At 36.9% G+C, this 25,807-nt stretch carries 23 protein-coding genes and 1 other annotated feature (1 of these 24 running past the window's edge); of the genes, 21 read left to right on the plus strand and 2 right to left on the minus strand.

What is annotated here, in order from left to right; all coding sequences use genetic code 11:
• Positions 1-135: a binding site (T-box leader), on the plus strand (it extends 97 nt beyond the left edge of the window).
• A gap of 80 nt (positions 136-215) precedes the next feature.
• From thrS to rplT, 5 genes are all read left to right on the plus strand, one after another.
• On the plus strand, positions 216-2,150 hold the full coding sequence (gene thrS / locus ASO14_RS04460) for a threonine--tRNA ligase (RefSeq protein ID WP_068451984.1): 1,935 nt from the start codon (positions 216-218) through the stop codon (positions 2,148-2,150).
• Between the two features lie 100 nt (positions 2,151-2,250).
• A complete protein-coding gene (locus ASO14_RS04465) occupies positions 2,251-2,841 on the plus strand; it encodes a glycoside hydrolase family 25 protein (RefSeq protein ID WP_068451986.1) in 591 nt (196 codons plus the stop codon).
• A gap of 295 nt (positions 2,842-3,136) precedes the next feature.
• The gene (gene infC / locus ASO14_RS04470; protein ID WP_068451989.1) at positions 3,137-3,643 is read left to right on the plus strand and encodes a translation initiation factor IF-3; all 507 of its coding nucleotides are present in this window, start codon (positions 3,137-3,139) and stop codon (positions 3,641-3,643) included.
• Between the two features lie 34 nt (positions 3,644-3,677).
• Positions 3,678-3,878 (plus strand): 50S ribosomal protein L35, encoded by a 201-nt coding sequence (rpmI, locus tag ASO14_RS04475; protein ID WP_068451992.1) that lies wholly within the window; start codon positions 3,678-3,680, stop codon positions 3,876-3,878.
• A 58-nt stretch (positions 3,879-3,936) separates the two neighbouring features.
• Positions 3,937-4,296 carry a 50S ribosomal protein L20 gene (gene rplT / locus ASO14_RS04480; protein ID WP_068451995.1) on the plus strand — a complete coding sequence of 120 codons (360 nt, stop codon included), beginning with the start codon at positions 3,937-3,939 and terminating at the stop codon, positions 4,294-4,296.
• 149 nt (positions 4,297-4,445) lie between these two features.
• On the opposite strand, the gene ASO14_RS04485 is transcribed toward rplT, so the two are convergent.
• Positions 4,446-4,883, minus strand: coding sequence for an RrF2 family transcriptional regulator (locus ASO14_RS04485; protein ID WP_068451998.1), 438 nt, complete (start codon positions 4,881-4,883; stop codon positions 4,446-4,448).
• A gap of 168 nt (positions 4,884-5,051) precedes the next feature.
• Here ASO14_RS04485 and hmpA point away from each other — a divergent pair, with 168 nt between their 5' ends.
• The 7 genes from hmpA (at position 5,052) to argF (ending at position 12,981) form a co-directional block, all read left to right on the plus strand.
• Positions 5,052-6,212, plus strand: coding sequence for an NO-inducible flavohemoprotein (gene hmpA / locus ASO14_RS04490; protein WP_068452001.1), 1,161 nt, complete (start codon positions 5,052-5,054; stop codon positions 6,210-6,212).
• Positions 6,213-6,627: 415 nt separating this feature from the next.
• A complete protein-coding gene (locus tag ASO14_RS04495; protein WP_068452005.1) occupies positions 6,628-8,097 on the plus strand; it encodes a DUF5776 domain-containing protein in 1,470 nt (489 codons plus the stop codon).
• Positions 8,098-8,378: 281 nt separating this feature from the next.
• Positions 8,379-9,863 (plus strand): DUF5776 domain-containing protein, encoded by a 1,485-nt coding sequence (locus ASO14_RS04500; protein WP_068452007.1) that lies wholly within the window; start codon positions 8,379-8,381, stop codon positions 9,861-9,863.
• Positions 9,864-9,948: 85 nt separating this feature from the next.
• Positions 9,949-10,227 (plus strand): DUF1294 domain-containing protein, encoded by a 279-nt coding sequence (locus tag ASO14_RS04505; RefSeq protein ID WP_082701378.1) that lies wholly within the window; start codon positions 9,949-9,951, stop codon positions 10,225-10,227.
• A gap of 5 nt (positions 10,228-10,232) precedes the next feature.
• Positions 10,233-10,718, plus strand: a complete 486-nt coding sequence (locus ASO14_RS04510; protein WP_068452010.1) for a dUTP diphosphatase — start codon at positions 10,233-10,235, stop codon at positions 10,716-10,718.
• Between the two features lie 48 nt (positions 10,719-10,766).
• Complete coding sequence (locus ASO14_RS04515) at positions 10,767-11,852, plus strand: M42 family metallopeptidase (RefSeq protein WP_068452013.1); 1,086 nt, start codon at positions 10,767-10,769, stop codon at positions 11,850-11,852.
• A gap of 163 nt (positions 11,853-12,015) precedes the next feature.
• A complete protein-coding gene (gene argF / locus ASO14_RS04520; RefSeq protein WP_068452016.1) occupies positions 12,016-12,981 on the plus strand; it encodes an ornithine carbamoyltransferase in 966 nt (321 codons plus the stop codon).
• Between the two features lie 51 nt (positions 12,982-13,032).
• Here the strand turns inward: argF and ASO14_RS04525 are convergent, their stop codons facing one another.
• Complete coding sequence (locus ASO14_RS04525; protein ID WP_068452019.1) at positions 13,033-14,004, minus strand: bile acid:sodium symporter family protein; 972 nt, start codon at positions 14,002-14,004, stop codon at positions 13,033-13,035.
• Positions 14,005-14,121: 117 nt separating this feature from the next.
• Here ASO14_RS04525 and ASO14_RS04530 point away from each other — a divergent pair, with 117 nt between their 5' ends.
• From ASO14_RS04530 to ASO14_RS04570, 9 genes are all read left to right on the plus strand, one after another.
• Positions 14,122-15,099, plus strand: a complete 978-nt coding sequence (locus ASO14_RS04530) for a zinc-binding dehydrogenase (RefSeq protein WP_068452021.1) — start codon at positions 14,122-14,124, stop codon at positions 15,097-15,099.
• 15 nt (positions 15,100-15,114) lie between these two features.
• Complete coding sequence (locus tag ASO14_RS04535) at positions 15,115-15,876, plus strand: TrmH family RNA methyltransferase (RefSeq protein WP_068452024.1); 762 nt, start codon at positions 15,115-15,117, stop codon at positions 15,874-15,876.
• A gap of 355 nt (positions 15,877-16,231) precedes the next feature.
• Complete coding sequence (pheS, locus tag ASO14_RS04540; RefSeq protein WP_068457291.1) at positions 16,232-17,269, plus strand: phenylalanine--tRNA ligase subunit alpha; 1,038 nt, start codon at positions 16,232-16,234, stop codon at positions 17,267-17,269.
• A 12-nt stretch (positions 17,270-17,281) separates the two neighbouring features.
• Positions 17,282-19,690: a phenylalanine--tRNA ligase subunit beta gene (gene pheT / locus ASO14_RS04545; protein WP_068452027.1), complete on the plus strand. Its 2,409-nt coding sequence runs from the start codon at positions 17,282-17,284 to the stop codon at positions 19,688-19,690.
• A gap of 403 nt (positions 19,691-20,093) precedes the next feature.
• Positions 20,094-21,122, plus strand: a complete 1,029-nt coding sequence (locus ASO14_RS04550) for an ABC transporter ATP-binding protein (protein WP_068452030.1) — start codon at positions 20,094-20,096, stop codon at positions 21,120-21,122.
• Positions 21,103-22,050 carry an ATP-binding cassette domain-containing protein gene (locus tag ASO14_RS04555; RefSeq protein WP_068452032.1) on the plus strand — a complete coding sequence of 316 codons (948 nt, stop codon included), beginning with the start codon at positions 21,103-21,105 and terminating at the stop codon, positions 22,048-22,050. Before ASO14_RS04550 ends, ASO14_RS04555 begins: the two co-directional genes overlap by 20 nt.
• A gap of 1 nt (position 22,051) precedes the next feature.
• Complete coding sequence (gene opp4B, locus ASO14_RS04560; RefSeq protein WP_068452035.1) at positions 22,052-23,014, plus strand: oligopeptide ABC transporter permease; 963 nt, start codon at positions 22,052-22,054, stop codon at positions 23,012-23,014.
• 30 nt (positions 23,015-23,044) lie between these two features.
• Positions 23,045-23,953, plus strand: a complete 909-nt coding sequence (locus tag ASO14_RS04565) for an ABC transporter permease (RefSeq protein ID WP_082701379.1) — start codon at positions 23,045-23,047, stop codon at positions 23,951-23,953.
• Between the two features lie 18 nt (positions 23,954-23,971).
• Positions 23,972-25,762 carry an oligopeptide ABC transporter substrate-binding protein gene (locus ASO14_RS04570; RefSeq protein WP_068452038.1) on the plus strand — a complete coding sequence of 597 codons (1,791 nt, stop codon included), beginning with the start codon at positions 23,972-23,974 and terminating at the stop codon, positions 25,760-25,762.
• Positions 25,763-25,807: the final 45 nt, after the last annotated feature.

Genomic DNA, 25,807 nt, shown 5'->3' on the forward strand with positions numbered 1-25,807 from the left:
GGAGCAGCGACAGTGAACGAATAGTAATTGTCGACGGTAGCGGCCCGTTAGCCGATCGAGAGCTTCGTCTTTGCAGGTTTTTTTCTGCATGGAAGGAAGAAGGGTGGAACCACGAGCGCAAGCATCGTCCCTTTAGGGAGGATGCTTTTTTGTATGCAAAAAATCTCCCGTTTGTGGCCCGTAGCTTTCGAAATAATAAAAAGGAGAGAATGGATATGTCAGAAATGATTCAATTAACATTCCCAGATGGGTCTGTAAAAGAGTACGAAAAAGGAATTACAACAGATGCAGTAGCAGCGGCAATTAGCCCAGGATTACGTAAAAAAGCAATCGTTGGTAAATTCAATGGTGAGTTAGTTGATACAAAAACACCTCTAAATGAAGATGGCACAATCGCGATTATTACACCTTCAGATGATGAAGCATTAGAAGTGTTACGTCACTCAACTGCCCATTTATTAGCACAAGCAGTAAAACGTCTATTCCCAGATGTAAAATTAGGTATTGGTCCTGTAATCGAAGGTGGTTTCTACTACGATATCGATTCGAAAGAACCAATTACTTCTGAAGATTTCCCTAAAATCGAAAAAGAGATGAAAAAAATCATCGCAGAAAACTTAGAAGTTGTACGCCATGATGTATCTCGTGCAGAAGCACAACGTCGTTTTGAAGAAATTGATGACGAATACAAATTAGAATTACTAGAAGCAATTCCAGCAGATGAGCAAGTGTCAATCTACGAACAAGGCGAATTCTTCGACCTTTGCCGTGGTGTACACGTACCATCAACAAATAAAATTAAAGAATTCAAACTTCTATCAATTGCAGGTGCATATTGGAGAGGGAATTCAGATAACAAAATGCTACAACGTATTTACGGAACTGCATTCTTCACAAAAGAAGATTTAAAACATCATCTTCAAATGTTAGAAGAAGCAAAAGAGCGTGACCACCGTAAAATTGGTAAGGAATTAGACATCTTTACTTCAAGCCAATTAGTAGGTCAAGGTTTACCATTATGGTTACCGAACGGTGCAACAGTACGTCGCACAATTGAACGTTATATTGTAGATAAAGAGTTAGCATTAGGCTACAAACACGTATATACACCTGTTTTAGGTTCAAAATCATTATATGAAACTTCAGGACACTGGGATCATTACCAAGAAGATATGTTCCCACCAATGGAAGTAGATCACGAAACATTCGTACTTCGTCCAATGAACTGTCCTCACCACATGATGGTGTACAAATCAGCAATGCGTTCATACCGTGACTTACCACTTCGTATCGCAGAACTTGGGACAATGCACCGCTACGAAATGTCAGGAGCAGTATCAGGCTTACAACGTGTACGAGGTATGACTTTAAATGATGCGCATTTATTTGTTCGCCCAGATCAAATTAAAGATGAATTCAAAAAAGTAGTAGAGTTAATCCAAGCGGTTTATAAAGACTTCAACTTAGAAGACTATGAATTCCGTTTATCATATCGTGATCCAGCAGATACAGAGAAATACTTCGATGACGATGAAATGTGGGAAAAAGCACAAAGCATGTTAAAAGAAGCGATGGACGAGCTAGGATTAGATTACTATGAAGCAGAAGGCGAAGCTGCATTCTACGGTCCAAAACTAGACGTACAAGTAAAAACAGCGATTGGTAAACAAGAAACATTGTCAACAGTACAATTAGACTTCTTATTACCAGAACGCTTCGACTTAAACTATGTAGGTGAAGATGGTAAACAACACCGTCCAGTCGTTATTCACCGCGGTGTTGTATCAACAATGGAACGCTTTGTAGCCTTCTTAATTGAAGAATACAAAGGCGCATTCCCGACTTGGTTAGCACCTGTTCAAGTTCAAATTATTCCTGTATCAAACGATGCGCACTTTGACTATGCAAAACAAGTTGAAGAACGTTTAATCGCTGCAGGTGCACGTGTAGAAATGGATTACCGTGACGAAAAATTAGGTTACAAGATCCGTGAAGCACAAATGCAAAAAATTCCTTACATGCTTGTATTAGGGGATAAAGAAGTTGAATCAAATGCAGTAAATGTTCGTCGTTACGGCTCAAAAGATTCAGAAACAGTTTCTTTAGACGAGTTTGTGGATGCAATTACAAAAGAGATTACAGTAAAATAATAAGTATTCAAATGAGAAGTCGTATTGTCTAGCGGCTTCTCATTTTTTGTCTCGCGCAATCTTTTTTCTTCTATATAAAATATAAAAGGAGATGAAGAAGATGGGGTATATCGTTGATTTTTCAAAATGGCAAAATCGTGTGAACTATGAGGAGCTTTCGAAAGTATGTGATTTAGCCATTTTACGTGTACAGGATGGTTCGTATGTAAAAGATGTTTTATATGAACAACATGCGAAAGGTTGTAGTCAATTTGCTATTCCGTATGGTGTGTATGCATTTGCGCGTTTTACGTCTGTTAAAGACGCTGAAAAAGAAGCACAAGACTTTTACGAGCGTGCAAATCGAGTAAAGCAGCCTTTGTTTTATGTGGCCGATGTTGAAGTGGAGTCGATGTCTGATATGCGTGCAGGGACGAATGCTTTTATTCGTACACTAAGGAATTTAGGTGCGAAAAAAGTAGGTATCTACATTGCGCATCATCTATACTATACTTTTTGTTTAGATCTAACAAAAGCAGACTTCATATGGATTCCACGCTATCATCTAGATGGCAAAACGATTTTAAAGCCGAAGTTCCCGTGTGACTTACATCAGTACACAGAACGAGGACGCATAAAGGGAATTGAAGGCTATGTCGATTTAAATCGTTTGAATGGAAAGAAAAAATTAGCATGGTTTATAGCAGAATAATGTTTGACTTACCTAAAAAAAGGTGATATTATAATTGAGGTAAACAAATACAGAGTTTGTGGTTGAAGTAGAGGCTGCCCGCTTCTCACCTGAGAATCGATCCTTTTAGAAGGTATTGACAGGTTAATTGATGAATCGAACATGCATATTTCGCATGTCAACATATACGCGGGCGGACATTTCGACTAATGTCCGTCTTTTTTTATGGACATCGAAATATCTGTACCGAACAGGGCTCCTTGCCCAAACGCAGTATTTTAATACTACTTGGAGGTGGATTGTTATTAGCAAAGACATGTATGTAAACGAAGGTATCCGTGCTCGCGAATTACGCGTAATCGATCACAATGGCGATCAATTAGGTGTTAAAACTCGAAACGATGCACTGCAACTTGCAGAACGTGCAAATTTGGATCTTGTCCTTGTGGCTCCACAAGCCAAGCCACCAGTTGCTCGTATTATGGATTACGGTAAATTCAAATTCGAACAACAAAAGAAAGATCGTGAAGTTCGCAAAAATCAAAAGATTATTGCACTTAAAGAAGTACGACTTTCACCATCGATTGACGAGCATGACTTCCAAACGAAGTTACGCAACGGAATCAAATTCCTTGAAAAAGGAGATAAAGTAAAGGCATCTATTCGCTTTAAAGGTCGTGCTATTACGCACAAAGAGATTGGTCAACGCGTATTAGATCGCTTTGCGGAGGCTTGTAAAGAAGTAGCAACTGTTGAACAACGTGCGAAAATGGAAGGCCGCAGCATGTTCTTGATCTTAGCACCTAAGAACGAGAAACAATAATTATTAAAGTTATGAGTAATAGGAGGAAATCCAAATGCCAAAAATGAAAACACACCGTGGCGCTGCAAAACGCTTCAAAAGAACTGGTACTGGTAAATTAAAACGTGACCGTGCATACGGCTCTCACTTATTTGCTAACAAATCTACAAAAGCTAAACGTCACCTACGTAAACAATCATTAGTATCATCTGGTGATTACAAACGCATCAAATCTTTATTAGCTTACATGAAATAATAAGAAAACACACACATATACTATTTATCAGAGTGATAAATACAGGAGGTAATGAACTATGCCACGCGTAAAAGGCGGTACAGTAACGCGCAAGCGTCGTAAAAAGGTTTTAAAATTAGCAAAAGGTTATTTCGGTTCAAAACACACACTTTATAAAGTAGCGAACCAAGCAGTAATGAAGTCTGGTCAATATGCATACCGTGACCGTCGTCAAAAGAAACGTGATTTCCGTAAATTATGGATCACTCGTATCAACGCAGCTGCTCGCATCAACGGTCTTTCTTACAGCCGTTTAATGCACGGTTTAAAACTTGCTGAAATCGAAGTAAACCGTAAAATGTTAGCTGACTTAGCTGTAAACGATGCAGCTGCATTCGCTCAATTAGCAGACGCTGCTAAAAAAGCAATCGCAAAATAATTCATACATTCAGGTATGATGAAAGAGTCGAGTCTTCGGACTTGGCTCTTTTTTTATATGCAACAAAAAAAGAAGTGATGGAATTTATTCCTATCACTTCTTTTTGTACATATAAATATTTAATCCTCAAAAGGAAAGGATGCTGTATATTAAGAATCAAATAATAACGCAGCTAATTTTTCTTTTGATGTTAAAAAATCACTTAGATGGTATTCATCAAGTACAGCAATATATGCATGTAGTGCTTTATTTAACGCGCCTTTTAAATTACAAACGGGTGAAATAACGCAACCAACAGATTCAGGATTAAAGCAATCGACTAAATAAAAATCTTCTTCTGTTTGTCGGACGAGCTTCCCAATATTAATTTCTTCAGGTTGCATAGCGAGACGAATACCACCACCACGACCACGGATTGTCTCGATGTACCCCATTTTTCCTAATTCATGTGTCACCTTCATTAAATGATTTTTAGACACACCATAAGCATCGGAAATATCTTTAATTGTCGATAATTCATCTGGCTTTTTTGCGCCAAGATAAAGCAAAACGCGCAGAGAATAATCTGTATATAGTGTCAACCTCAACAGAATTCACCTCCAACTCCTTTTATTATAGCATGTAAAGAAAATAATTTATAAATTTTAAAGATGTATTTTAAATATGTCTTTTTTGTTAAAGATGTATTTTGTATATTGCTTTAAATGAAAAATAGGATTATTCTAAGGGTGTAAAAAAAAGAGAGGATGATTCACATGTTATCTCAACACACAATGGACGTCGTAAAATCAACTGCACCTGTATTAGAAGTACACGGAGTAGAAATTACAAAAACTTTTTATAAAAATTTATTTGAAGCAAATCCAGCTTTATTAAACATTTTTAATCACGCGAACCAAGAAAAAGGTCGTCAACAAACAGCTTTAGCAAATACAGTTTATGCAGCAGCTGTACACATTGAAAACTTACCTGCGATTATTCCAGTTGTAAAACAAATCGCACAAAAGCACCGTAGTTTAGGTGTATTACCAGAGCATTATCCAATCGTAGGAGAATTTTTACTACGTGCAATTAAAGAAGTATTAGGTGATGCAGCAACAGATGAAATTATTCAAGCTTGGGGAGAAGCATATGGTGTAATCGCAGATGTCTTTATCCAAGAAGAAGAAGCGCTTTATCAAGAAGCTGAAAATAAACAAGGTGGATTCCGTGGATTTAAAGACTTTAAAGTTGTGAAGCGTGTAGCTGAGAATGCACTCATTACATCATTCTATTTACAACCAGCAGATGGTTCAGCATTACCAGAATATTTACCTGGACAATATATTACGGTACAAGTAAAAGATCCAAACGAAGAATATATTTTAAATCGTCAATATAGCTTATCAAAATCATATGATGGTGAAAGCTACCGTATCTCTGTTAAACGCGATCAAAAAAATACACCAATCGGTAAAGCATCGAACTATTTACATGACTATGTACAAGTTGGCGATACGCTATCAATTAGTGCACCAGCTGGTTCATTTGTTTATGAAGCAACAGAAAAACCAGTCACATTCATCGCAGGCGGTGTTGGAATTACACCATTAATTAGTATGTTTGAAAAAGCAGCAAGCGAAAATAAAGCCGCAGTGAAATTGATTCATAGTGCATCCCACTTAAATGAGCATGCATTTGAAAAAGCGTTATGCCGTATTGCCATTCCTGAAAATGTGACATATGTACAACACGCTTCAGATGTAGCAGGGAAAATTACGAAAGAAATGTTAGCTGAGCAAGTTGATTTAACAGGTGAAGTATATTTATGTGGACCTGTAGGATTCATGCACGAAGTGATTGCTTCTCTAACTGAACTGGGCATGAGTCGTGACCAAATTCATTACGAATTCTTTGGACCAGCAATGAATATTTAATTCGATTTAACATGGAGTTGTATCGGGTTTGAAAAATTAAATAACACAAGCTAGAACATACGTGTAAAAATAATACCTCATATGACCATAAGAAAAACTGGAATCACGCTGTGGCGCGGTTCCAGTTTTGTGTTGTGAACGCTAAAAAAGCGAAGTGAAATTTTTGTTTAGCCTACTTTTGATTCCATTATTATGACTAATTCTTAATACTTATTTTGATTGAACTTTCTTTTGCTTTTTTAGGTATATACATAGTAATTTTTAATATTATTTCACGTAATAATATTAAAATAAGGTTTTATGGATAAAAAAATAATAAAAAATAAAATGTTATTTGTTTGTAATAATAATTCTTTCTTCTTATACGATATAATAAAAGAAGAAAGAATAGAGAGAACGTGAAAGGAAGGGAAAGATGAAAAAAGTTTATGGTTTAGCCCTATTACTTGTTGTATTTAGTCTCTTTGGATTCTCGCAAAATAGTGAAGCCAAGACACATAAAAATACTGCAAAACCTGAGAGTGTTGTGAAATGGGAATACCCAGCCAATGCAAAACTTGTAAAACAATCTGCAAATGATCCTGTTATTGCAGATATTTCAAAATGGCAAGGTAATATTGATTGGTCAAAAGCATCAAAAGCGCTTGATTTAGTGATTATTCGTACACAAGATGGAAAATTAGAAGATTATATGCATCGTACATATGAATCCAATGCTAAAAAATACAATGTGCCATTTGGTGTTTATTCTTTTGTAAGAGCTGGTACACCAGCAGAAGCACGTGCAGAAGCGCGCTCATTCTATAATCGTGCGAGTAAAGATACAGAATTTTATGTTTTAGATGTAGAAGTACAGACGAATAAAAAAGGGTACTCTATGCGTACTATTATTAATGAGTATATGAAGGAAATGCGTAAATTAACGAATAAAAAAATTGGTTTATATGTAGCGCACCACAAGTATTCATCATTCAAATTAGATGCAAGTAAATTTAATTTTGTCTGGATTCCACGTTATGGTTATTCAGGCCCCATTTATAAACATCAACTTTGGCAATATACTGATAGCGGACGCGTTCCAGGAATCAATGGAAATGTTGATTTAAATCGTTTAGCAGGTGGAACAAAGTTAGAATACTTTACAAATAAAGTAACAACAATTTCAAACTCAGAACTCGTTAAAAAATATTATGTAACGAATCCTAAATATGTTCTTTTAAAGAAACCTGTAAATGTTTATAAGAAAACAAGCTTTGATAAAAAAAATAAAAAGAAAAGCTACAAAGAGGGAACACGTTTAAAAGTTAAAAAGGTAGTGAAATCTTCAACAGGTATTCCACGCCTTCAACTAGCAGATGGTTCATATATTAGTGCTAGTAAAAGTTTAGTATTAAAAACTTCTGCTACGTCGAATTTCTATACAACAAATGATAATGTAAAACAAGTCATGACAATTCGTAATTTATATTCATATCGTTCATCAACAAGTAATACATCACCAGAGTTTGTTCCAGCGAATACGATTTTTAATGTAAGTCGTGTAGTTTATAATGGTTCAGGCGAAAATCGTTTTGCAATTATTAATGGCAGATTTATCTCAGCAGATAAAAATGATGTAGTCGAAGTACCAGCAACTATTCAAAACTACTTCTTAGAATATGATTCATCTTTAAAGTTACGTACACAAAAAGTAATTTATAAATACGATACATTACTTTTCGGTGATCAACAAAAAGATCCAGAGATGGTTCCAGTCGGTACAGTACTCGATATTCAAGACGTGGTTTATAATAAGTTAGGCTATCCACGATTCAAATTAGCAGATGGTAAATATGTCTCAACTAAAAAGACATTATTTAAACAAATCCCTTGGTATGAACAATAATAATAGAGAAGAAGTTAGGTTTTAGGACCTAGCTTCTTTTTTTGATTCATACTAAAAAATGAGGAAAAGCGTATATAAAATACGCATTTATTTCAAAAAGATAACCAGATAGAAGAAAAAGAGTATGGATATTACAAGGTGAAATAAAATGTAATATTATTTTAATATATGAAATTAAAATGACGCGTAAAAGTGTCATAAGTAAAGAGGAAAATTTGTTATGATTTGGATAGTCAATTCAGGCTATAAAATCCTCAAAAATTTGAAAAGGAGAGTGGAAAATGAAAAAACAATTGAAATGGTGTCTATCACTTTTATTTGCGTTATTTATAGTAGTCGCATGGCAAAGTAATTCGGCTTCTGCAGTAGAACAAGATGGGACGTTAGCACCAGCAAATCCTGATCGTAAAATCGAATGGGAAGGCACACCATATGTCACAGATACAAACCCGGTGAACGCTAAAAGTCGTACACTAAGCACAAAATCATACACAGATCCCGTTATTGTCGATATCTCGCATCACCAAGGGAATATTGACTGGGCAAAGGCTTCAAAAGTTATTGATTTAGCGATTATTCGTACACAATATGGAAGTGTATTAGAAGATCGTTGGCATAAAAGTTATGAGGCAAGTGCTAAAAAATATAATGTGCCATTTGGCGTATATGCGTATCATTTAGCAACTGACACAGCAGATGCTAAAGTAGAAGCGCGTGATTTTTATAACCGTGCAAGTAAAGATGCAAATTTTTATGTGATTGACGTAGAAGAATTCACAAGTGAATCTGGTGAGAGCATGCGTGCAATCGTCAATTCATTCGTTGCGGAATTACGTAAATATACAGATAAAAAAATCGGCTTATACATAGCGAATCATCTATATGATAAATTAAATCTTGATACATCAAAAGCAGATTTTGTCTGGATTCCACGCTATGGTTCAACTAAACCAGCATATCCACATGCATTATGGCAGTTTACAGACCAAGGGAAAGTAGATGGAATTGGTACATATGTTGATTTAAACCGTTTAAATGGTGTAAGCCTAAGTTACTTCACGCAATCAACATCAAAACCTGTCTCAAATCCACGTTACTATACAAGTAACCCTAAAAAAATTGCAACAAAAACAGTAGCATATGAATATAATTCACGTACTTTTAAAGAAAGTGCGAAAGTAAAACGTCACCCTAAAAATATGCTATTAGATATTGTAGCTGTTGAAAAGAGTGCATCTGGAACACCACGTTTAAAACTAAAAAACGGTAACTATATTACAGCAAACCGTACCTATGTTGTGAAAACACGTTCAGATATTGATGAATATATCACAAAAGTGCCGAAAAAAGCGTTGTTACGTGTGACACAAGGTTTATACAAAAGTACGACATTTAGTACATCGACAAAATTAAAAAATTACAGCACAAATAGCGTATTCACGATTAAAGACATCGACTATACAGATGGCGGAACACCACGATTAAAAACATCAACTGGTTATTATGTGAGTGCAAACAAAGCTTATACACGCTCTGTTGTAAATAATATTTCAGATTATTATTATGTAAATCCAAAAACGATTCAAACAAAAACAAATGTAGGTGTTTATACATCTGTGTCATTCGCTAATAAGACACGTACGATTGCAAAAGGTAAAAAACTTCAAGTGACAGCAGTTACATGGAGCGCTGCAGGAACGCCACGTTTAAAAATTGGTACAGGACAATATATTAGTGCGAATAAAGCCTATGTTGTGAAAAAATAAAAATAAGTAAGAAGAAGGGCGCAAACGAAGCGATTCCTTCTTCTTTTTTTGTTATACTAATCAAGCGAATAGAAATGAGGTATATATGGCTATTTGGATTATTGTATTATCAGTGATTGGTTTTATTGTGATGGGCATTGATAAAAGTAGAGCCATTCGTCACAAGTGGCGTATTAGAGAGCGTACACTATGGATTTTAACAATTGTCGGTGGTGGACTCGGTACATTTTTAGGTATGATGATTTGGCGACATAAAATAAGAAAGCTTCATTTTGTTATTGGATTTACAATCTTCGCTCTAATAGATGGGTATTTTTTATTGTCAGCTATTGATCACTTCGATACTATACATATGAAAGGATGATGAACGTGAATTTACAACAATTATTTACAATGCAAAAAGAATTAGATGCATTTATCGAAAAGACACAGGGGATTGATTTTGATGTCTTTCGTGAAAAAACATTAGCGTTATTAGTAGAATTAGGAGAACTTGCGAATGAAACACGCTGTTTCAAATTTTGGAGTACAAAAGGTCCTTCAGAAGATGCTGTTATTTTAGAAGAATTCGTAGACTCAGTACACTTTTTATTATCTCTTGGTATTATGAAAGGTTTTAATGATTTAACAGAATGGCCAACAGATGCACGTGATGCTTCTTTAACAGAATTATTTTTACAGACACAACAAGCGATTATCGTGTTTGGAAATGAGCCGGAACGCGAAAATTATGAAGAGATTTGGAAGTGCTATGGTGCGATTGCACGCACATTACAATTCGATGCACAGCAAATTATCGATGCATATATTTCGAAAAACGAAAAAAATTATGAGCGACAACGTACAGGATATTAAAAGCTGTTGTATAATGGAAGTATTCTTCAACAAGGGGGATTTCTCAAGATGAAATTAGATCAAACATTAACCATGCTAAAAGATTTAACCGATGCACGTGCGATTGCAGGTAATGAAAAGGAAGCGCGCGATGTCATGAAGCAATACATTGAACCGTATGCAGATACAATCGAAACAGATGGTCTCGGTTCATTAATTGCAAAAAAAGTGGGACAAGAAGATGGTCCGAAAATTATGGTAGCTGGACACTTAGATGAAGTGGGCTTTATGGTGACACAAATTGATGATCGTGGTTTTATTAAATTCCAAACAGTTGGCGGTTGGTGGAGCCAAGTAATGTTGGCACAGCGCGTTCAAATCGTCACACGTTCAGGTGAGACAGTCACAGGTGTTATCGGTTCAAAACCACCGCACATTTTACCAGCAGAACAACGTAATAAGCCGGTTGACATTAAACAGATGTTTATTGATGTTGGTGCAACTTCGAAAGAAGAAGTAATGGAGTGGGGGATTCGCCCTGGTGATATGATTGCACCATACTTCGATTTTACAGTGATGAAAAACGATAAATTCTTACTAGCAAAAGCGTGGGATAACCGTATCGGTTGTGCGATTGCGATTGAAGTATTAAAAGGCTTAAAAGATGAACAACATCCAAACGTTGTTTACGGTTGTGGTGTTGTACAAGAAGAAGTGGGCTTACGTGGCTCAAAAACAGCTACGCATCAAATCAATCCAGCGATTGGTTTTGCAGTAGATGTCGGTATTGCAGGAGATACACCAGGAATCTCACCTTCAGAAGCAGCTTCTAAAATGGGTGAAGGTCCACAAATCATTGTCTATGATGCATCAATGGTCGGTCATAAGGGGTTACGTGACTTAGTCGTTGATACAGCAGAAGAAGCAGGAATTCCATATCAGTATGAAGCAATTCCAGGTGGCGGTACGGATGCAGGTTCTATTCACATTACAGCAAACGGTGTACCAGCAATCTCGATTGGTATTGCGACACGTTATATTCATTCACATGCAGGTATTTTACATCGCGATGACTTTGAAAATACAGTGAAATTAGTGATTGAAGTGATTAAAAAGCTAGATGCTGAAACAGTACAACGTATTACATTTGAATAAACATACAAGAGTTCGAAGCGAATATGCTGCTTCGAACTCTTTTTTTATCTAATCTTACTAGAAATGATAAAATAGTCAGATAAAACATAAAAATTCATTTGACAGAATAAATATACATACATATAATGAGAATTAACAATTAAACGTACAGGAGCGATGCAGTGTGAAATTATTAGAAGAGGTACAATTACAAATTGTCACAAGCTTAAAAGGAAAAGATCTATTATCATTAGTGAATTATTCAAGTGAAGAAGTACAACAATTAATCGACTTAGCGATTCAATTAAAAACGATTACAAAAGAAGGTAAGTGTCCGAAACTATTAGAAGGTAAAACACTTGCGATGATTTTTGAGAAAAATTCAACACGTACACGTATTTCGTTTGAAGTAGGTATGCACCAATTAGGCGGAAAAGGTATGTATATGAATGCACGCGATTTACAAATCGGTCGTGGTGAGTCGGTTTATGATACAGCACATGTATTATCAGGATATGTAGATGGTATTATGATTCGTGCAAATTCACATGCGATGGTGAAAGAATTAGCAGAACATGCATCAATTCCTGTAATTAATGGTTTAACAGATATCTCACACCCATGCCAAGCTTTAGCTGATCTTGAAACAATTAAAGAAGTAAAAGGGCACTTCAAAGGATTGAAACTAGCGTATATTGGTGACGGAAATAATGTAGCACATTCACTTGTGGTAGCAGCAGCACATGTAGGAATGGATGTCGTTGTAGCAGCACCAAAAGGATATGAACCATCCGAACAAGTCATGTTAAAAGCAGCAACAATCGCAGCACAAAATGGTAGTACGGTATCATTTACGAATGATCCAATTGAAGCGGCAACAGATGCAGATGTAATTTACACAGATGTGTGGACTTCAATGGGCCAAGAAGAAGAATCAGCAAAACGCCTACGAGACTTTGAAGGATTCCAAATCTCTTCTGAACTTGTTGCATACGCGAAACCAGATTATATGTTTTTACACTGTTTACCAGCACATCGTGAAGAAGAAGTTGCGACAGCTGTTATTGACGGCGAAAACTCATATATTTTCCAACAAGCAGAGAATCGTCTACATGCACAAAAAGCAGTACTTGTATCCGTACTTGGATAAAACGAGAACAAAAAAGAGAAGTGAGAGATTAACCTCCCACTTCTCTTTTTGTTATGCATGTTTCTTTTCAATTGAAACTTGTTGCTTTGATTCATTTGGAATCGGACGACGTGCCCAGTAACTTGCGATAATTGGTCCTGAAATATTATGCCATACAGCACCGAATGCACTTGGAATAGCAGCAAGTGGTCCTAAGTGTGCTGTAGCAAGTGCTACACCTAAACCAGAGTTTTGCATACCGACCTCGATGGAGATGGCACGTTGGTCTGATAATGAAAGTCCGCACATCTTTCCTGCGTAATAACCTAAAACTAAACCAGCTGTATTGTGTAAGAATACGGCTAAGAAAATAATTAAGCCAGCTGTTGCGATTTTCTCTTGATTCCCTGCAACTACTGCACCAACGATTAAGATGATGGCAGCAACTGAGATTAATGGTACAACCGATACACTGCGGTCGATTAAGTTTGGTGCTAATTTACGAACGATGATACCAAGTGCAACCGGTACTAAAATAACTTGTACAATCGACATAAACATCGAAGACATATTAACAGGCATCCACTGTCCAGCTAAGAAGTATAAAATCACCGGTGTAAAGAATGGTGCTAATAATGTGGATACAGATGTCATTGTAATTGATAAAGGAACATTTCCTTTTGCTAAATAAACCATTACGTTTGAAGCAGTTCCACCTGGTACGGATCCAAGTAATACAAGTCCTGCCGCTAATTCAGGTGGCAATTGTAGTAAGTACGCAATACCAAGAGCTGTTAGTGGCATCACTGTAAACTGTGCAACAATCCCAATCAATACGGGTAGCGGCTTTGTTAAAACTAATTTAAAATCTTTTGCACTTAATGTTAAACCCATTCCAAACATGACAATCCCTAACATGATTGTAATATAGCCTCCGAATGGTAGGAATGCTGTCGGGAAGAAGAATGAGATGACAGCAACTCCGAGTACAAGAAAAGCAAAGTACTTTCCTGTAAATGAACTAATTGATTCTAAAACTTTCATCATATCCACACCTTTTAAAAAATTCTGATAATTTCAAGTATATATAATTTTCTTAAAATAGCAATATAAAAAATGATATAATGAATAAATAAACTAAAAATGAAGGGAAGAATGTCAATGAAAGCGGTTTATGCAGAAAAAAACGAAATTCACGTAGGAGAAAGACCAGAACCTATACTAAAAGATGGAGAAGTACTCGTTCGTATTCAAGCAGCGAGTGTTAATCGTCGGGACCTTTATACACCGAATCGTTTAGCGAAAGATGCGGCACCTTTAATTTTAGGTTCAGATGCAACAGGTATTATTGAACAGGTATCAGCAGATATCGAGAGTTGGCAAGTCGGCGATGAAGTTATTATAAATCCTTCTCTTCGTTGGTTCGATAATACACCTGCTCCACCTGAGGACTTTGAAATTTTAAGTTTACCAGATCAAGGGACATTTGCAGAAAAAATCGTCATTTCAGCAGAACAAATTGAACGAAAACCGGACTACTTATCAACGGAAGAAGCAGCGACGATTGGGATTGCTCCATTAACAGGTTATCGTGCACTCTTTACAAAAGGACAATTACAAAAAGGGCAGACGGTATTTATTCCAGGTGGAAGTAGCGGTGTTGCGACATTTATGATTCAATTTGCGAAGAATATAGGCGCGCGAGTTATTACGAGTTCACGTTCAGAAGAGAAGCGTGAAAAAGTACGACAACTCGGTGTAGATCTCGTAATTGATACAGCAGAGGACTGGAACGCGGCACTTCAGCATGAGACAGTCGACCTTGTCATTGATAGCGTTGGTGCAGCAACTTTTAATCGTTCATTGGCTGTTTTAAAAAAGGGTGGTACACTAGTAACATTCGGCGCAACAACAGCAGATGAAACAACGATTAATTTACGTGACTTTTTCTACGGTCAGTACACATTACATGGGACGACAATGGGGAGTCGAGAAGAATTTCGTGCATGTCTTTCTTTCATGGAAGCACATCACATTCGCCCAATCGTTGAACAAACATATGCCATCGAACATGCGACACAAGCATTTCAGCAGTTGCAAGAGAGTACACAGTTTGGCAAAATAGTATTAACGATGTAAAAAGGCGGTTTATGAATGAAAAGAATTGAATCATTATCAAATTCATTAGTGAAATATTGGAAAAAATTAGCAACAACACGCAAAGAACGTGACCAATCTGGTGAGTTTTTAGTAGAAGGTTTCCATTTAGTAGAAGAAGCACTTCAAGGTACAGATGTTTTAAACTTAATTGTACGAGAAGGTGTTGAAATTCCTGCTACATGGAATATTGACAACATTTATATGGTAGAAGTAACAGCGGCAATCGCAGCAGAATTGGCAGAGACAGAACGTACACAAGGCATTTTTGCACACTGCAAACAACCTGATTTTGAAGTAAAGTCTTCATGGAAGAAGTTTTTACTGATTGATGCTGTACAAGACCCCGGTAATGTCGGTACGATGATTCGAACAGCAGATGCAGCGGGGATGGATGCTGTTATTTTAGGAAAAGGTAGTGCAGACCCATTCAATCCGAAAACAATTCGATCAACACAGGGTTCTATTTTCCATTTACCTGTATTGCGCGGTGAGCTAGTAGATTGGGTAGAACAATTACAAGAACGTGATATTCCGATTTATGGAACAGCACTTGATGCGACATCTGTGGTATATAACCAAGTACAAAAGACACCTTCATTTGCAGTCATTATGGGGAATGAAGGTAGTGGTATTTCAAAAGAATTACTAACAAAAACGACGAAGAATGTCATCATTCCGATTATGGGTGGCGCTGAGTCATTAAATGTAGCAGTAGCGACTGGAATTGTTCTATATCACTTTGCAACTGCCGAGTAACACTTGAAGTATGGCATTAAAGCGTTTATAATAGTTGAGTATGAACACATAATTCAAATGCGATGATCGGGAAAAGTACGCTATTATAAGCAATTAGGGAGTGTCCACCATAGACTGAAAGTGGAGATGTGCCTCTATAATAGAAGAAGTTCACCCCGTTAGCAGCGTCCGGGACCAGCATTAGCTGTAAAGGTACGCCGGCAAATGAGCCGTTAATTCAACGAAGTGATTGCATGAACGTATGCAATAACTAGGGTGGTAACGCGATATAATCCTCGTCCCTTTTTTAAGGGGCGATTTTTTTATGCTTACAACAGGTTGATCATCCAATAAAAGGAGGAATTTTACGATGGAAATGGCTGCACAATTAACACAGTTAAAACAAGAAGCATTGGATCGTATTCAAGCAGCAACAAATACAAAAGAATTAAATGATGTACGTGTTGCTTATTTAGGTAAAAAAGGTCCAATTACAGATTTATTAAAAGGCATGGGTAAACTTCCTGCCGAAGAACGCCCAAAAATGGGGGCTCTTGTGAATGAAGTACGTGGCGAAGTACAAGAAGTATTAGAAGCACGTATGGTTGAATTAGAAGAAAAAGCAGTGGAAGCACAATTAGCTCAAGAAACAATTGATGTAACACTACCAGGTCGCACAATTAAAGTAGGGAATGCACATCCATTAACACGTGTAACAGAAGAAATCGAAAACTTATTCATCGGTATGGGCTATGAAGTAGTAGAAGGTCCAGAAGTAGAAAAAGATTACTACAATTTTGAAGCATTAAACTTACCAAAAGGTCACCCAGCGCGTGATATGCAAGATACATTCTATATTTCAGAAGAAATCTTAATGCGTACACATACATCACCTGTACAAGCGCGTACGATGGAAGAGAAAAAAGGTTCTTCAATCCGTATTATTTGCCCAGGTAAAGTATTCCGTCGCGATAACGATGATGCAACACATTCACACCAATTCAATCAAATTGAAGGTTTAGTGATCGGTGAGAACATTCGTATGAGTGATTTAAAAGGAACATTAGATGTATTTGCGAAGAAGATGTTCGGTGACGAACGCGAAATTCGTTTACGTCCAAGCTATTTCCCGTTCACAGAGCCATCAGTTGAGATGGATATCTCATGCTTCAAATGTGGCGGTTCAGGATGTAATGTATGTAAAAACACAGGTTGGATTGAAATTCTAGGTGCAGGTATGGTTCACCCGAACGTACTTGAAATGGCAGGATATGATCCTAAAAAAGTAACAGGCTTTGCATTTGGTATGGGACAAGAACGTATTGCGATGTTACGTTACGGTGTAGAAGATATTCGTGATTTCTATACGAATGACGTTCGTTTCTTAGAACAATTCCAAAGAGCAGAAGATTAGGAGGAATAACGCATGTATGTATCATTAAAATGGTTAGCACAGTATGTTGACATTTCAGGTTTTGAACCAGCAGAATTAGCAGAAAAAATTACACGAGCAGGGATTGAAGTAGATGGCATCATCGACTTATCAGCTGGTCTTAAAAAGCTAATGGTTGGAGAAGTAAAAGAAAAAGAAAAACACCCAGAAGCAGATAAATTAAATATTTGCCAAGTTGATTTTGGCGAAGAAGAATATTCACAAATCGTTTGTGGTGCACCGAATGTAGCGGTAGGACAAAAAGTCATTGTTGCACGCCCAGGCGCACATTTACCAGGCGGAAAAATTAAAAAAGCTAAATTACGTGGACAAGTATCAAACGGTATGATTTGTTCACTTCAAGAACTAGGTATCGAAGGTAAAGTTGTACCAAAAGCATATGCTGAAGGTATTTACGTATTACCATCAGATACACCAGTAGGTTCAGATGCAGTTGAAGTATTAGGTTTAGATGATGTGGTATTAGAATTAGGTCTTACACCAAACCGTTCAGATGCCATGAGTATGTTAGGTGTAGCTTATGAAGTAGCGGCAATTCTAGATCGTGAAATTCACCTACCTGAAATCAAGTATGAAGCAACAACGAAAAAAGCAGCAGACGTATTAAATGTACGTGTAGAAGCATTAGAACAAAATCCACTATATGCAGCGAAAGTTGTGGAGAATGTAAAAATTGCGGAATCACCATTATGGTTACAACAAGCATTAATGGCTGTAGGCGTTCGTCCATTAAATAACGTAGTTGATATTACAAACTATATTTTAATGGAATATGGTCAACCGCTTCATGCATTCGATTACGATGCACTAAAAACAGGTGAAATCGTTGTTCGTTTAGCGACAGAAGGCGAAAACATTAAAACACTAGACGGAAAAGACCGCACATTAAAAGCTTCGAACCTTGTAATTACAAATGGTGAAGAGCCAGTTGCAGTAGCAGGTGTTATGGGTGGATTCGATTCAGAAGTAACAGATAAGACAACAACCGTTGTGATTGAATCGGCTTACTTTGAAGGGTTATCTGTTCGTTACACATCAAAAGATTTAGGCTTACGTAGTGATGCGAGTGCGCGCTTTGAAAAAGGGATTGACCCGAACCGCGTATTACCAGCAGCAGAACGTGCAGCGCAGTTAATGGCTGAAATCGCTGGTGGAACAGTATTAGAAGGAACAGTACTTGTAGATGAATTAGATAAAACTTCAGCTCGCGTAGCTGTGTCACCTGACTTCATCAACTCACGTCTAGGTATGAAAATCTCATTAAATGAGATGGTATCGATTTTAAAACGTCTACGTTTTGATGTAGAAACAGCGAACGGTTTATTAATCGTAGATGCGCCAACACGTCGTCAAGATATTAAAATTGAAGAAGATATCGTAGAAGAAATCGCGCGTATGTATGGTTACGACGAGATTCCAAAAACAATTCCTGTAGCAGAAACATCAGTAGGTGGCTTAACACCATATCAAGAAAAACGTCGCGTAACACGTCATCATTTAGAAGGCAGTGGTTTATTCCAAGCGTTAACATACTCATTAACATCAGATGAATTAGCGCAAAAATACGCATTAAAAACAGAAGAAACAACACGTCTTATGATGCCAATGAGTGAGGCACATAGTACATTACGCCAAAGTTTATTACCACATTTAATCGAGGCAGCAGTGCATAATGTATCACGTCAAATTCCATTAGTCGCATTATACGAAATTGGTTCTGTATTCCTAGGTAAAGGCGAAGATGGCTTACCAAATGAAGAAGAACATCTATCAATCGTTATGACAGGTAAATGGCTTGAAAACGCATGGCAAGGCGAACATAAGCAAGTAGACTTCTTCGTGTTAAAAGGTGTAATCGAAGGGTTACTTGAAAAATTAGGTCTATCTGCGCGTATTCAGTACGTAACTTCAAAACAAGAAGGTATGCACCCAGGTCGTACTGCATCAATCGTATTAGATGGTGAAGTAGTAGGTTTCTTCGGACAATTACACCCGAAAGAACAAAAAGCACTTGGCTTAAAAGAGACATATGTAGCAGAGCTAAACTTTAAACAATTAGCTGGAGCAGAAGTGGAACCTTTAGTTTGTCAACCAATTCCACGCTTCCCATCCATCTCACGTGATATTGCATTAGTTGTAGATCGTACATTAGAGGCAGGAACAATTGAAGCAATTATTCGTGAAGCTGGTGGTACATTATTAAAATCAGTACATGTATTCGATTTATATGAAGGTGCAAACATGCCAGAAGGCAAAAAGTCACTTGCATTTACATTAACGTACTTTAATCCAGAGAAAACATTAACGGATGAAGAAGTCGTAGCAGTGCATGATGAAGTAATGGCAGCGTTAAAAGAACAAGCGAATGTAGAGGTTCGATAATTTAAAATGCTCGTTAAACCACACAAAATTCTATTTTGTGTGGTTTTCTTCTTCTTTTTTTGGAAAAAAGTATATGTTATATGTTATTGCTATGCTATAATGCAAAATATAGGAAATGGATTTACATAAAAGTAAACTCAATTTTCTCGTTTTTAAGAATATTTTAAAAATTTTTTACAAAAAATAGACAAAAAATTAAAAATTGTGTTATATTAAGACAAATAAAACATATTTCCCTTTAAGAAAATTCCGATAATCGGAATTTATGCATGAATTGCATAAGGGAATTTATTTTAAAAGTCTAATTGTTTCGGTATTCGAAATTTATACATCGTATGTATAAAAAGAATCATACGCTTTGAATAGTTAGAATATTCGAGCTAGATTGGAAAGGGGCAATATTTTGAATACATCAAAAGAATTACTAAAAATTGAAAACTTACATACAAGTTTCCGAATCAAAGATCAGTATTATGCAGCAATTGAAGATATCAATTTAACACTACGTGAGAATGAAGTGTTAGCAATTGTAGGGGAGTCAGGTTGTGGTAAAAGTACGTTAGCCACTTCTATTGTTGGTTTACATGTGGCAAACAATACAAAAGTAGATGGTCAGATTTTATACAACGATCAGAACCTAGCGACATTAAAAGAAGACCAACTGAATAAAATTCGAGGAAATGACATTGGCTTCATTTTCCAAGACCCACTTGCAGCCCTTAATCCACTCATGCGTATTGGCGATCAGATTGCCGAAACATTAAAATACCATACAAAATTAAGTGAACAAGAACGTCAAAAACGTGTTTTAGAATTATTAGATCAAGTAGGTATTAGTCATCCAGAACGTGTTGCAAGACAATATCCACATCAATTGTCAGGTGGGATGAGACAGCGTGTTGTCATTGCGATTGCGATTGCATGCAAACCGAAAATTATGATTGCGGATGAACCAACAACTGCTTTAGATGTAACGATTCAAGCACAGATTTTAGATTTATTAAATGACTTACAAGAAGAAACGAATTCGGGAATTATTTTGATTACACATGATTTAGGTGTAGTAGCTGAAGTGGCTGATCGTGTAGCAGTTATGTATGCTGGACAAATTATTGAACTCGCATCTGTTGAAGAGCTGTTCAGCCATCCAAAGCACCCATATACACGTTCATTATTAAATTCAATTCCACAAGTGGATCACGACCAAGATCGATTAGAAGTTATCCATGGAATGGTTCCAACATTAACGAAAATGCCAAGAACGGGTTGTCGTTTTGCACCACGTATTCCTTGGATTGATCCTTCTAAACATGAGGACAATCCATCACTACACGAAATCAGTCCAGAACATTTTGTACGTTGTACGTGCTGGAAAGACTTCCATTTTGAACATGAGGAAGGAGGACTAAATCATGAGCTTCATACAAATTAAAGATTTACATGTACATTATCCAATTCGAGGTGGCTTCTTTAATACAGTAGTAGACCATGTCTATGCAGTAGATGGTGTATCGATGGAATTTGAAAAAGGCAAAACTTATGGTTTAGTCGGAGAATCAGGTTCAGGGAAGTCGACAACAGGAAAAGCAATTATTGGACTCGAAAAAATTACATCAGGTCAAGTGATTTATGAAGGTGAAGATGTAACGAATAAACGTCGTACACGTAATAGTGCATTCACACGTGATATTCAAATGATTTTCCAAGATTCAACGTCAGCGATGAATCCTAGAAAACGTGTACAAGATGTATTAGCAGAGCCGATTCGTAACTTTATGAATCTATCACCAACAGAAGAAAAGCGCCATATGATTGAGCTGCTTGAAATCGTTGGGATGTCAGAAGAAGCTTTATTAAAATATCCACATGAATTCTCTGGTGGTCAAAAGCAGCGTCTAGGAATTGCGCGTGCAGTAGCGTGTAAGCCGAAGATGATTATTGCCGATGAACCTGTATCAGCGCTTGACTTATCAGTACAAGCACAAGTTCTGAACTTTATGAAAGATATTCAAACTGAATATGGGTTAAGTTATCTATTCATCTCGCATGACTTAGGTGTTGTTCGCCATATGTGTGATCATATCTCTATCATGTATAAAGGACGTTTTGTTGAACAGGGAACGAAAGAAGATATTTATAAACATTCAAAACATGTTTACACGAACCGTTTATTATCTGCAATTCCAACAATCGAACCTGAGACACGCTTTGAACGAAAAATGGAGCGTCGTGCAGTGGAACAAGCTTACCGTGAAAATGCTCAAAAGTACTATGATGCAGACGGAAAGGTTTACCCACTTCAAGTCATTTCAGCTACGCATAAAGTAGCGATGTCAGCAGCTGAGAAGGAGGCACAATAGTATGTGGAAAACCATCGTCAGACGAATCTTAATTATGATTCCTCAACTAATTGTATTAAGTTTAATCATTTTCTGGTTAGCTAAATTGATGCCGGGCGATCCATTAACAGGTCTTGTAACACCTGAAACAGACCCGAACCGTATCGAAGAATTACGTGAGTTAGCAGGCTGGAATGATCCATGGTATGTACAGTATTGGAATTGGATTACGAATGCACTTCAAGGGGACTTTGGAACAAGCTATGCATTCAAAGATAGCGTATCTAGCCTAATCGGAGAACGTGCATTAAATACACTTTGGTTATCACTATTCAGTGTCATTCTTTTATATTTAATCGCGATTCCACTTGGAATTTATGCAGGTCGTTATCAAGGTACTTGGTTTGATAAAGGAACAGTATTATATAGCTTCATTACATATGCGATTCCGACATTTGTACTTGGCTTAATTTTCTTATTCTTATTTGGTTATAAACTCGATTGGTTCCCAACTAGTGGAACGGTCGATGTGAAATATGACCCTGGCACATGGGATTATGTATGGAATAAAATTTATCATCTTATCTTACCAGGTATTACATTCGCTTTATTAGGTACAACAACAATCATTCAATACTTACGCTCAGAAGTAATCGATGCAAAAACACAAGATTATGTAAAAACAGCGCGAAGTAAAGGTGTACCGATGAAGGTCATTTATTCAAAACACATTTTCCGTAATTCATTATTACCAATTGCAGCATTCATTGGTTTTACAATTACAGGTTTACTTGGTGGTTCCATCTTTATCGAAACAATTTTCGGTTATCCAGGAATGGGGCAACTATTCATTCAATCATTAGGGCAGCGTGACTATTCTGTTATTACAGCGCTCGTACTATTATTCGGATTCCTATCTTTACTAGGTAGTTTAATTTCCGACATTGTAATGAGTATCGTTGATCCACGAATCCGTATTGATTAGGACATAATCGAAAATAAAGAGGTGAGAAAGATGCAACAAATTGAAGAAAAAACACTCTTACAACAAGATGAAGGAACGCCCGCAACTGGATTAAAGGTTGTATGGCGTGAGTTTAAAAAAGATAAATTAGCGATGACTTCACTCATCGTATTAGTCGGTATTATCGTTGTCACATTCGTTTGGGCATTCACGATTGACCGAGAAGAATTAATGCAAATTAGTCTATATGATGAATTTGCACAACCGGGAACGAATGGTTTCATTCTAGGGGCAGATCAGGGTGGTAGTGACATCCTAGGTCAGTTAATTCTCGGTACACGTAACTCGTTAACGATTGCCATTGCGATTACGTTAATTACAGGTGTACTTGGTGTTGGTATTGGTTTAGCCGCTGGATACTTTGGCGGAATCGTTGATGCCATCATCATGCGTATTATGGACTTCTACATGACATTACCAACATTGATGATCATCATCGTGTTCGTAACGATTGTTCCAAAATATAATGTCACCACATTTGTACTCATCATGAGCGCATTCTTGTGGGTAGGAACAGCGAGGTTAATTCGAAGTAAAGTGCTCTCCGAGGGGAAACGTGATTATGTAAGTGCCTCTAAAACGATGGGGACAGGCAATTTTGCCATTATGTTAAAAGGTATTTTGCCAAACATTAGCTCATTACTAATTGTTGAGCTGACACTGAACTTTGCCGGAAATGTCGGCATTGAAACAGGTCTTACGTATTTAGGATTTGGTCTACCGCCAAATGTACCGAGTTTAGGGACATTGGTAGGGGCTGCAAGTAACCCAGTTGTTCTTGAAAACAATTGGTGGGTATGGTTACCCGCGTCAATACTCATTCTCGTATTGATGCTGGCAATAAATTATGTTGGACAAGCTTTACGTCGAGCAGCAGATTCAAAACAAAGATTAGGTTAAAAAAGGGGAGGAAATGAAATGAACAAAAAGAATTGGCTATTACTAACAGTTCTTGCGGCGATCATGCTTGTATTAGCAGCATGTGGCGGCGGCGACAAGAGCGGCGAAAAAAGTAACCAAAAAGAAAAAGTAGATACGTCAAAATTCCCGTTACAAACGACGAATAAAGACGAATCAATTAAGGGTGGTACATTAAAAGTAGCATTACAATCAGATGCACCATTCAAAGGTTTATTCCTTTACGAAGTATATGAAGATGCATATGATGCAGAAATCTTAAGCTATACTTCAAACTCAATTTTCACAACAAAAGAAGACTTCTTAATCGATAATGATGGTCTTGCAAAATTAGATGTAGATACAGATGCTAAAAAAGCAACAATTACAATCAAAAAAGACGTTAAATGGTCAGATGATCAACCATTTACAATTGATGATGTTATCTATCCTTACTATATCATCGGCGATAAAGACTACACAGGTGTACGTTACGATACAGACTTCCAAAATATCGTAGGCGCAAAAGAATACCATGACGGTAAAGCAAAAGACATCTCAGGTATTAAAAAGATTGATGATTACACAGCTGAAATCTCATTCAAAAAGATCTCACCAGCAATCTACTCTGGCGGTGACGGTTTATGGGGTTACGCAGCTCCAAAACATCAGTTAGAAAAAATCGCTGTAAAAGATTTACAAAAATCAGACGCAGTACGTAAAAACCCTGTAACATTAGGTGCATTCGTTATTAACAAAATCGTTAAAGGCGAATCAGTAGAATTAGTAGCGAACAAAAACTACTACAAAGGTCAACCAAAATTAGACAAAGTAGTTATCGAAGTTGTTCCTTCAGCTTCAATGGCAGCAGCATTAAAAGCAGGTAAATACGATGTTTCAGTACCAAACTACCCAGCAAATGATTACGCTTCAATCAAAGACTTCAAAAACATTGAAATTTTAGGTCGTCCAGAATTAGCTTACTCTTACTTAGGTTTCAAACTAGGTAAATGGGATTCTAAAAAATCAGAAGTTGTAGTAGATGAAAATGCAAAAATGAACGATAAACAATTACGTCAAGCAATTGCTTACGCAATGAATATCGAAGAAGTAGCAGATGTATATTATGATGGTTTACGTACACGTGCTAACTCTTTAATTCCACCAGTATTCTCGTCATTCTATGATGATTCATTAAAAGGCTACAAATACGACAAGAAAAAGGCTGAAGAATTATTAGACGCAGCAGGTTATAAAGATACAAACAACGACGGTTACCGTGAAGATAAAGACGGTAAACCACTTACAATTAAGTTAGCAGGTATGGCTGGATCAGATAAAGATGATAAAATTGTACAATTCTACATCCAAAACTGGAAAGATGTTGGTCTAAAAGTAGAATTATCAACAGGTCGTCTAATTGAGTTCAACTCATTCTATGAAAAAGTAAAAGCAGACGATAAAGATATCGATATGTATATGGCAGCATGGGGTACAGGTACAAACCCATCACCAATCGGTCTTTACTCAAAAGCAGCTCAGTTCAACTATAGCCGTTATACTTCACCCGAACTTGAAAAATTATTATTAGACATCGATTCACCAGAAGCTTTAGATCCAAAATACCGTGCAGAAGCATTCAGTAAGTGGCAAGAATTCATGTCAGATAACGCAGCAACAGTTCCAATGTACTTCCGTACGGAAATCATTCCTGTGAACAAACGCGTTAAAAACTGGACAATTGATTACTTAGCAAAAGATGGTATCGAAAAAGTAGAATTAACTGCTGACGAACCAGTAAAAGGCGAATAATCAATCGAGCATAAGAAAAGGAGGAATTCCATTATGGGGGAATTC

It is taken from the genome of Kurthia sp. 11kri321 (assembly GCF_001534765.1).
Lineage (GTDB): Bacteria > Bacillota > Bacilli > Bacillales_A > Planococcaceae > Kurthia > Kurthia gibsonii.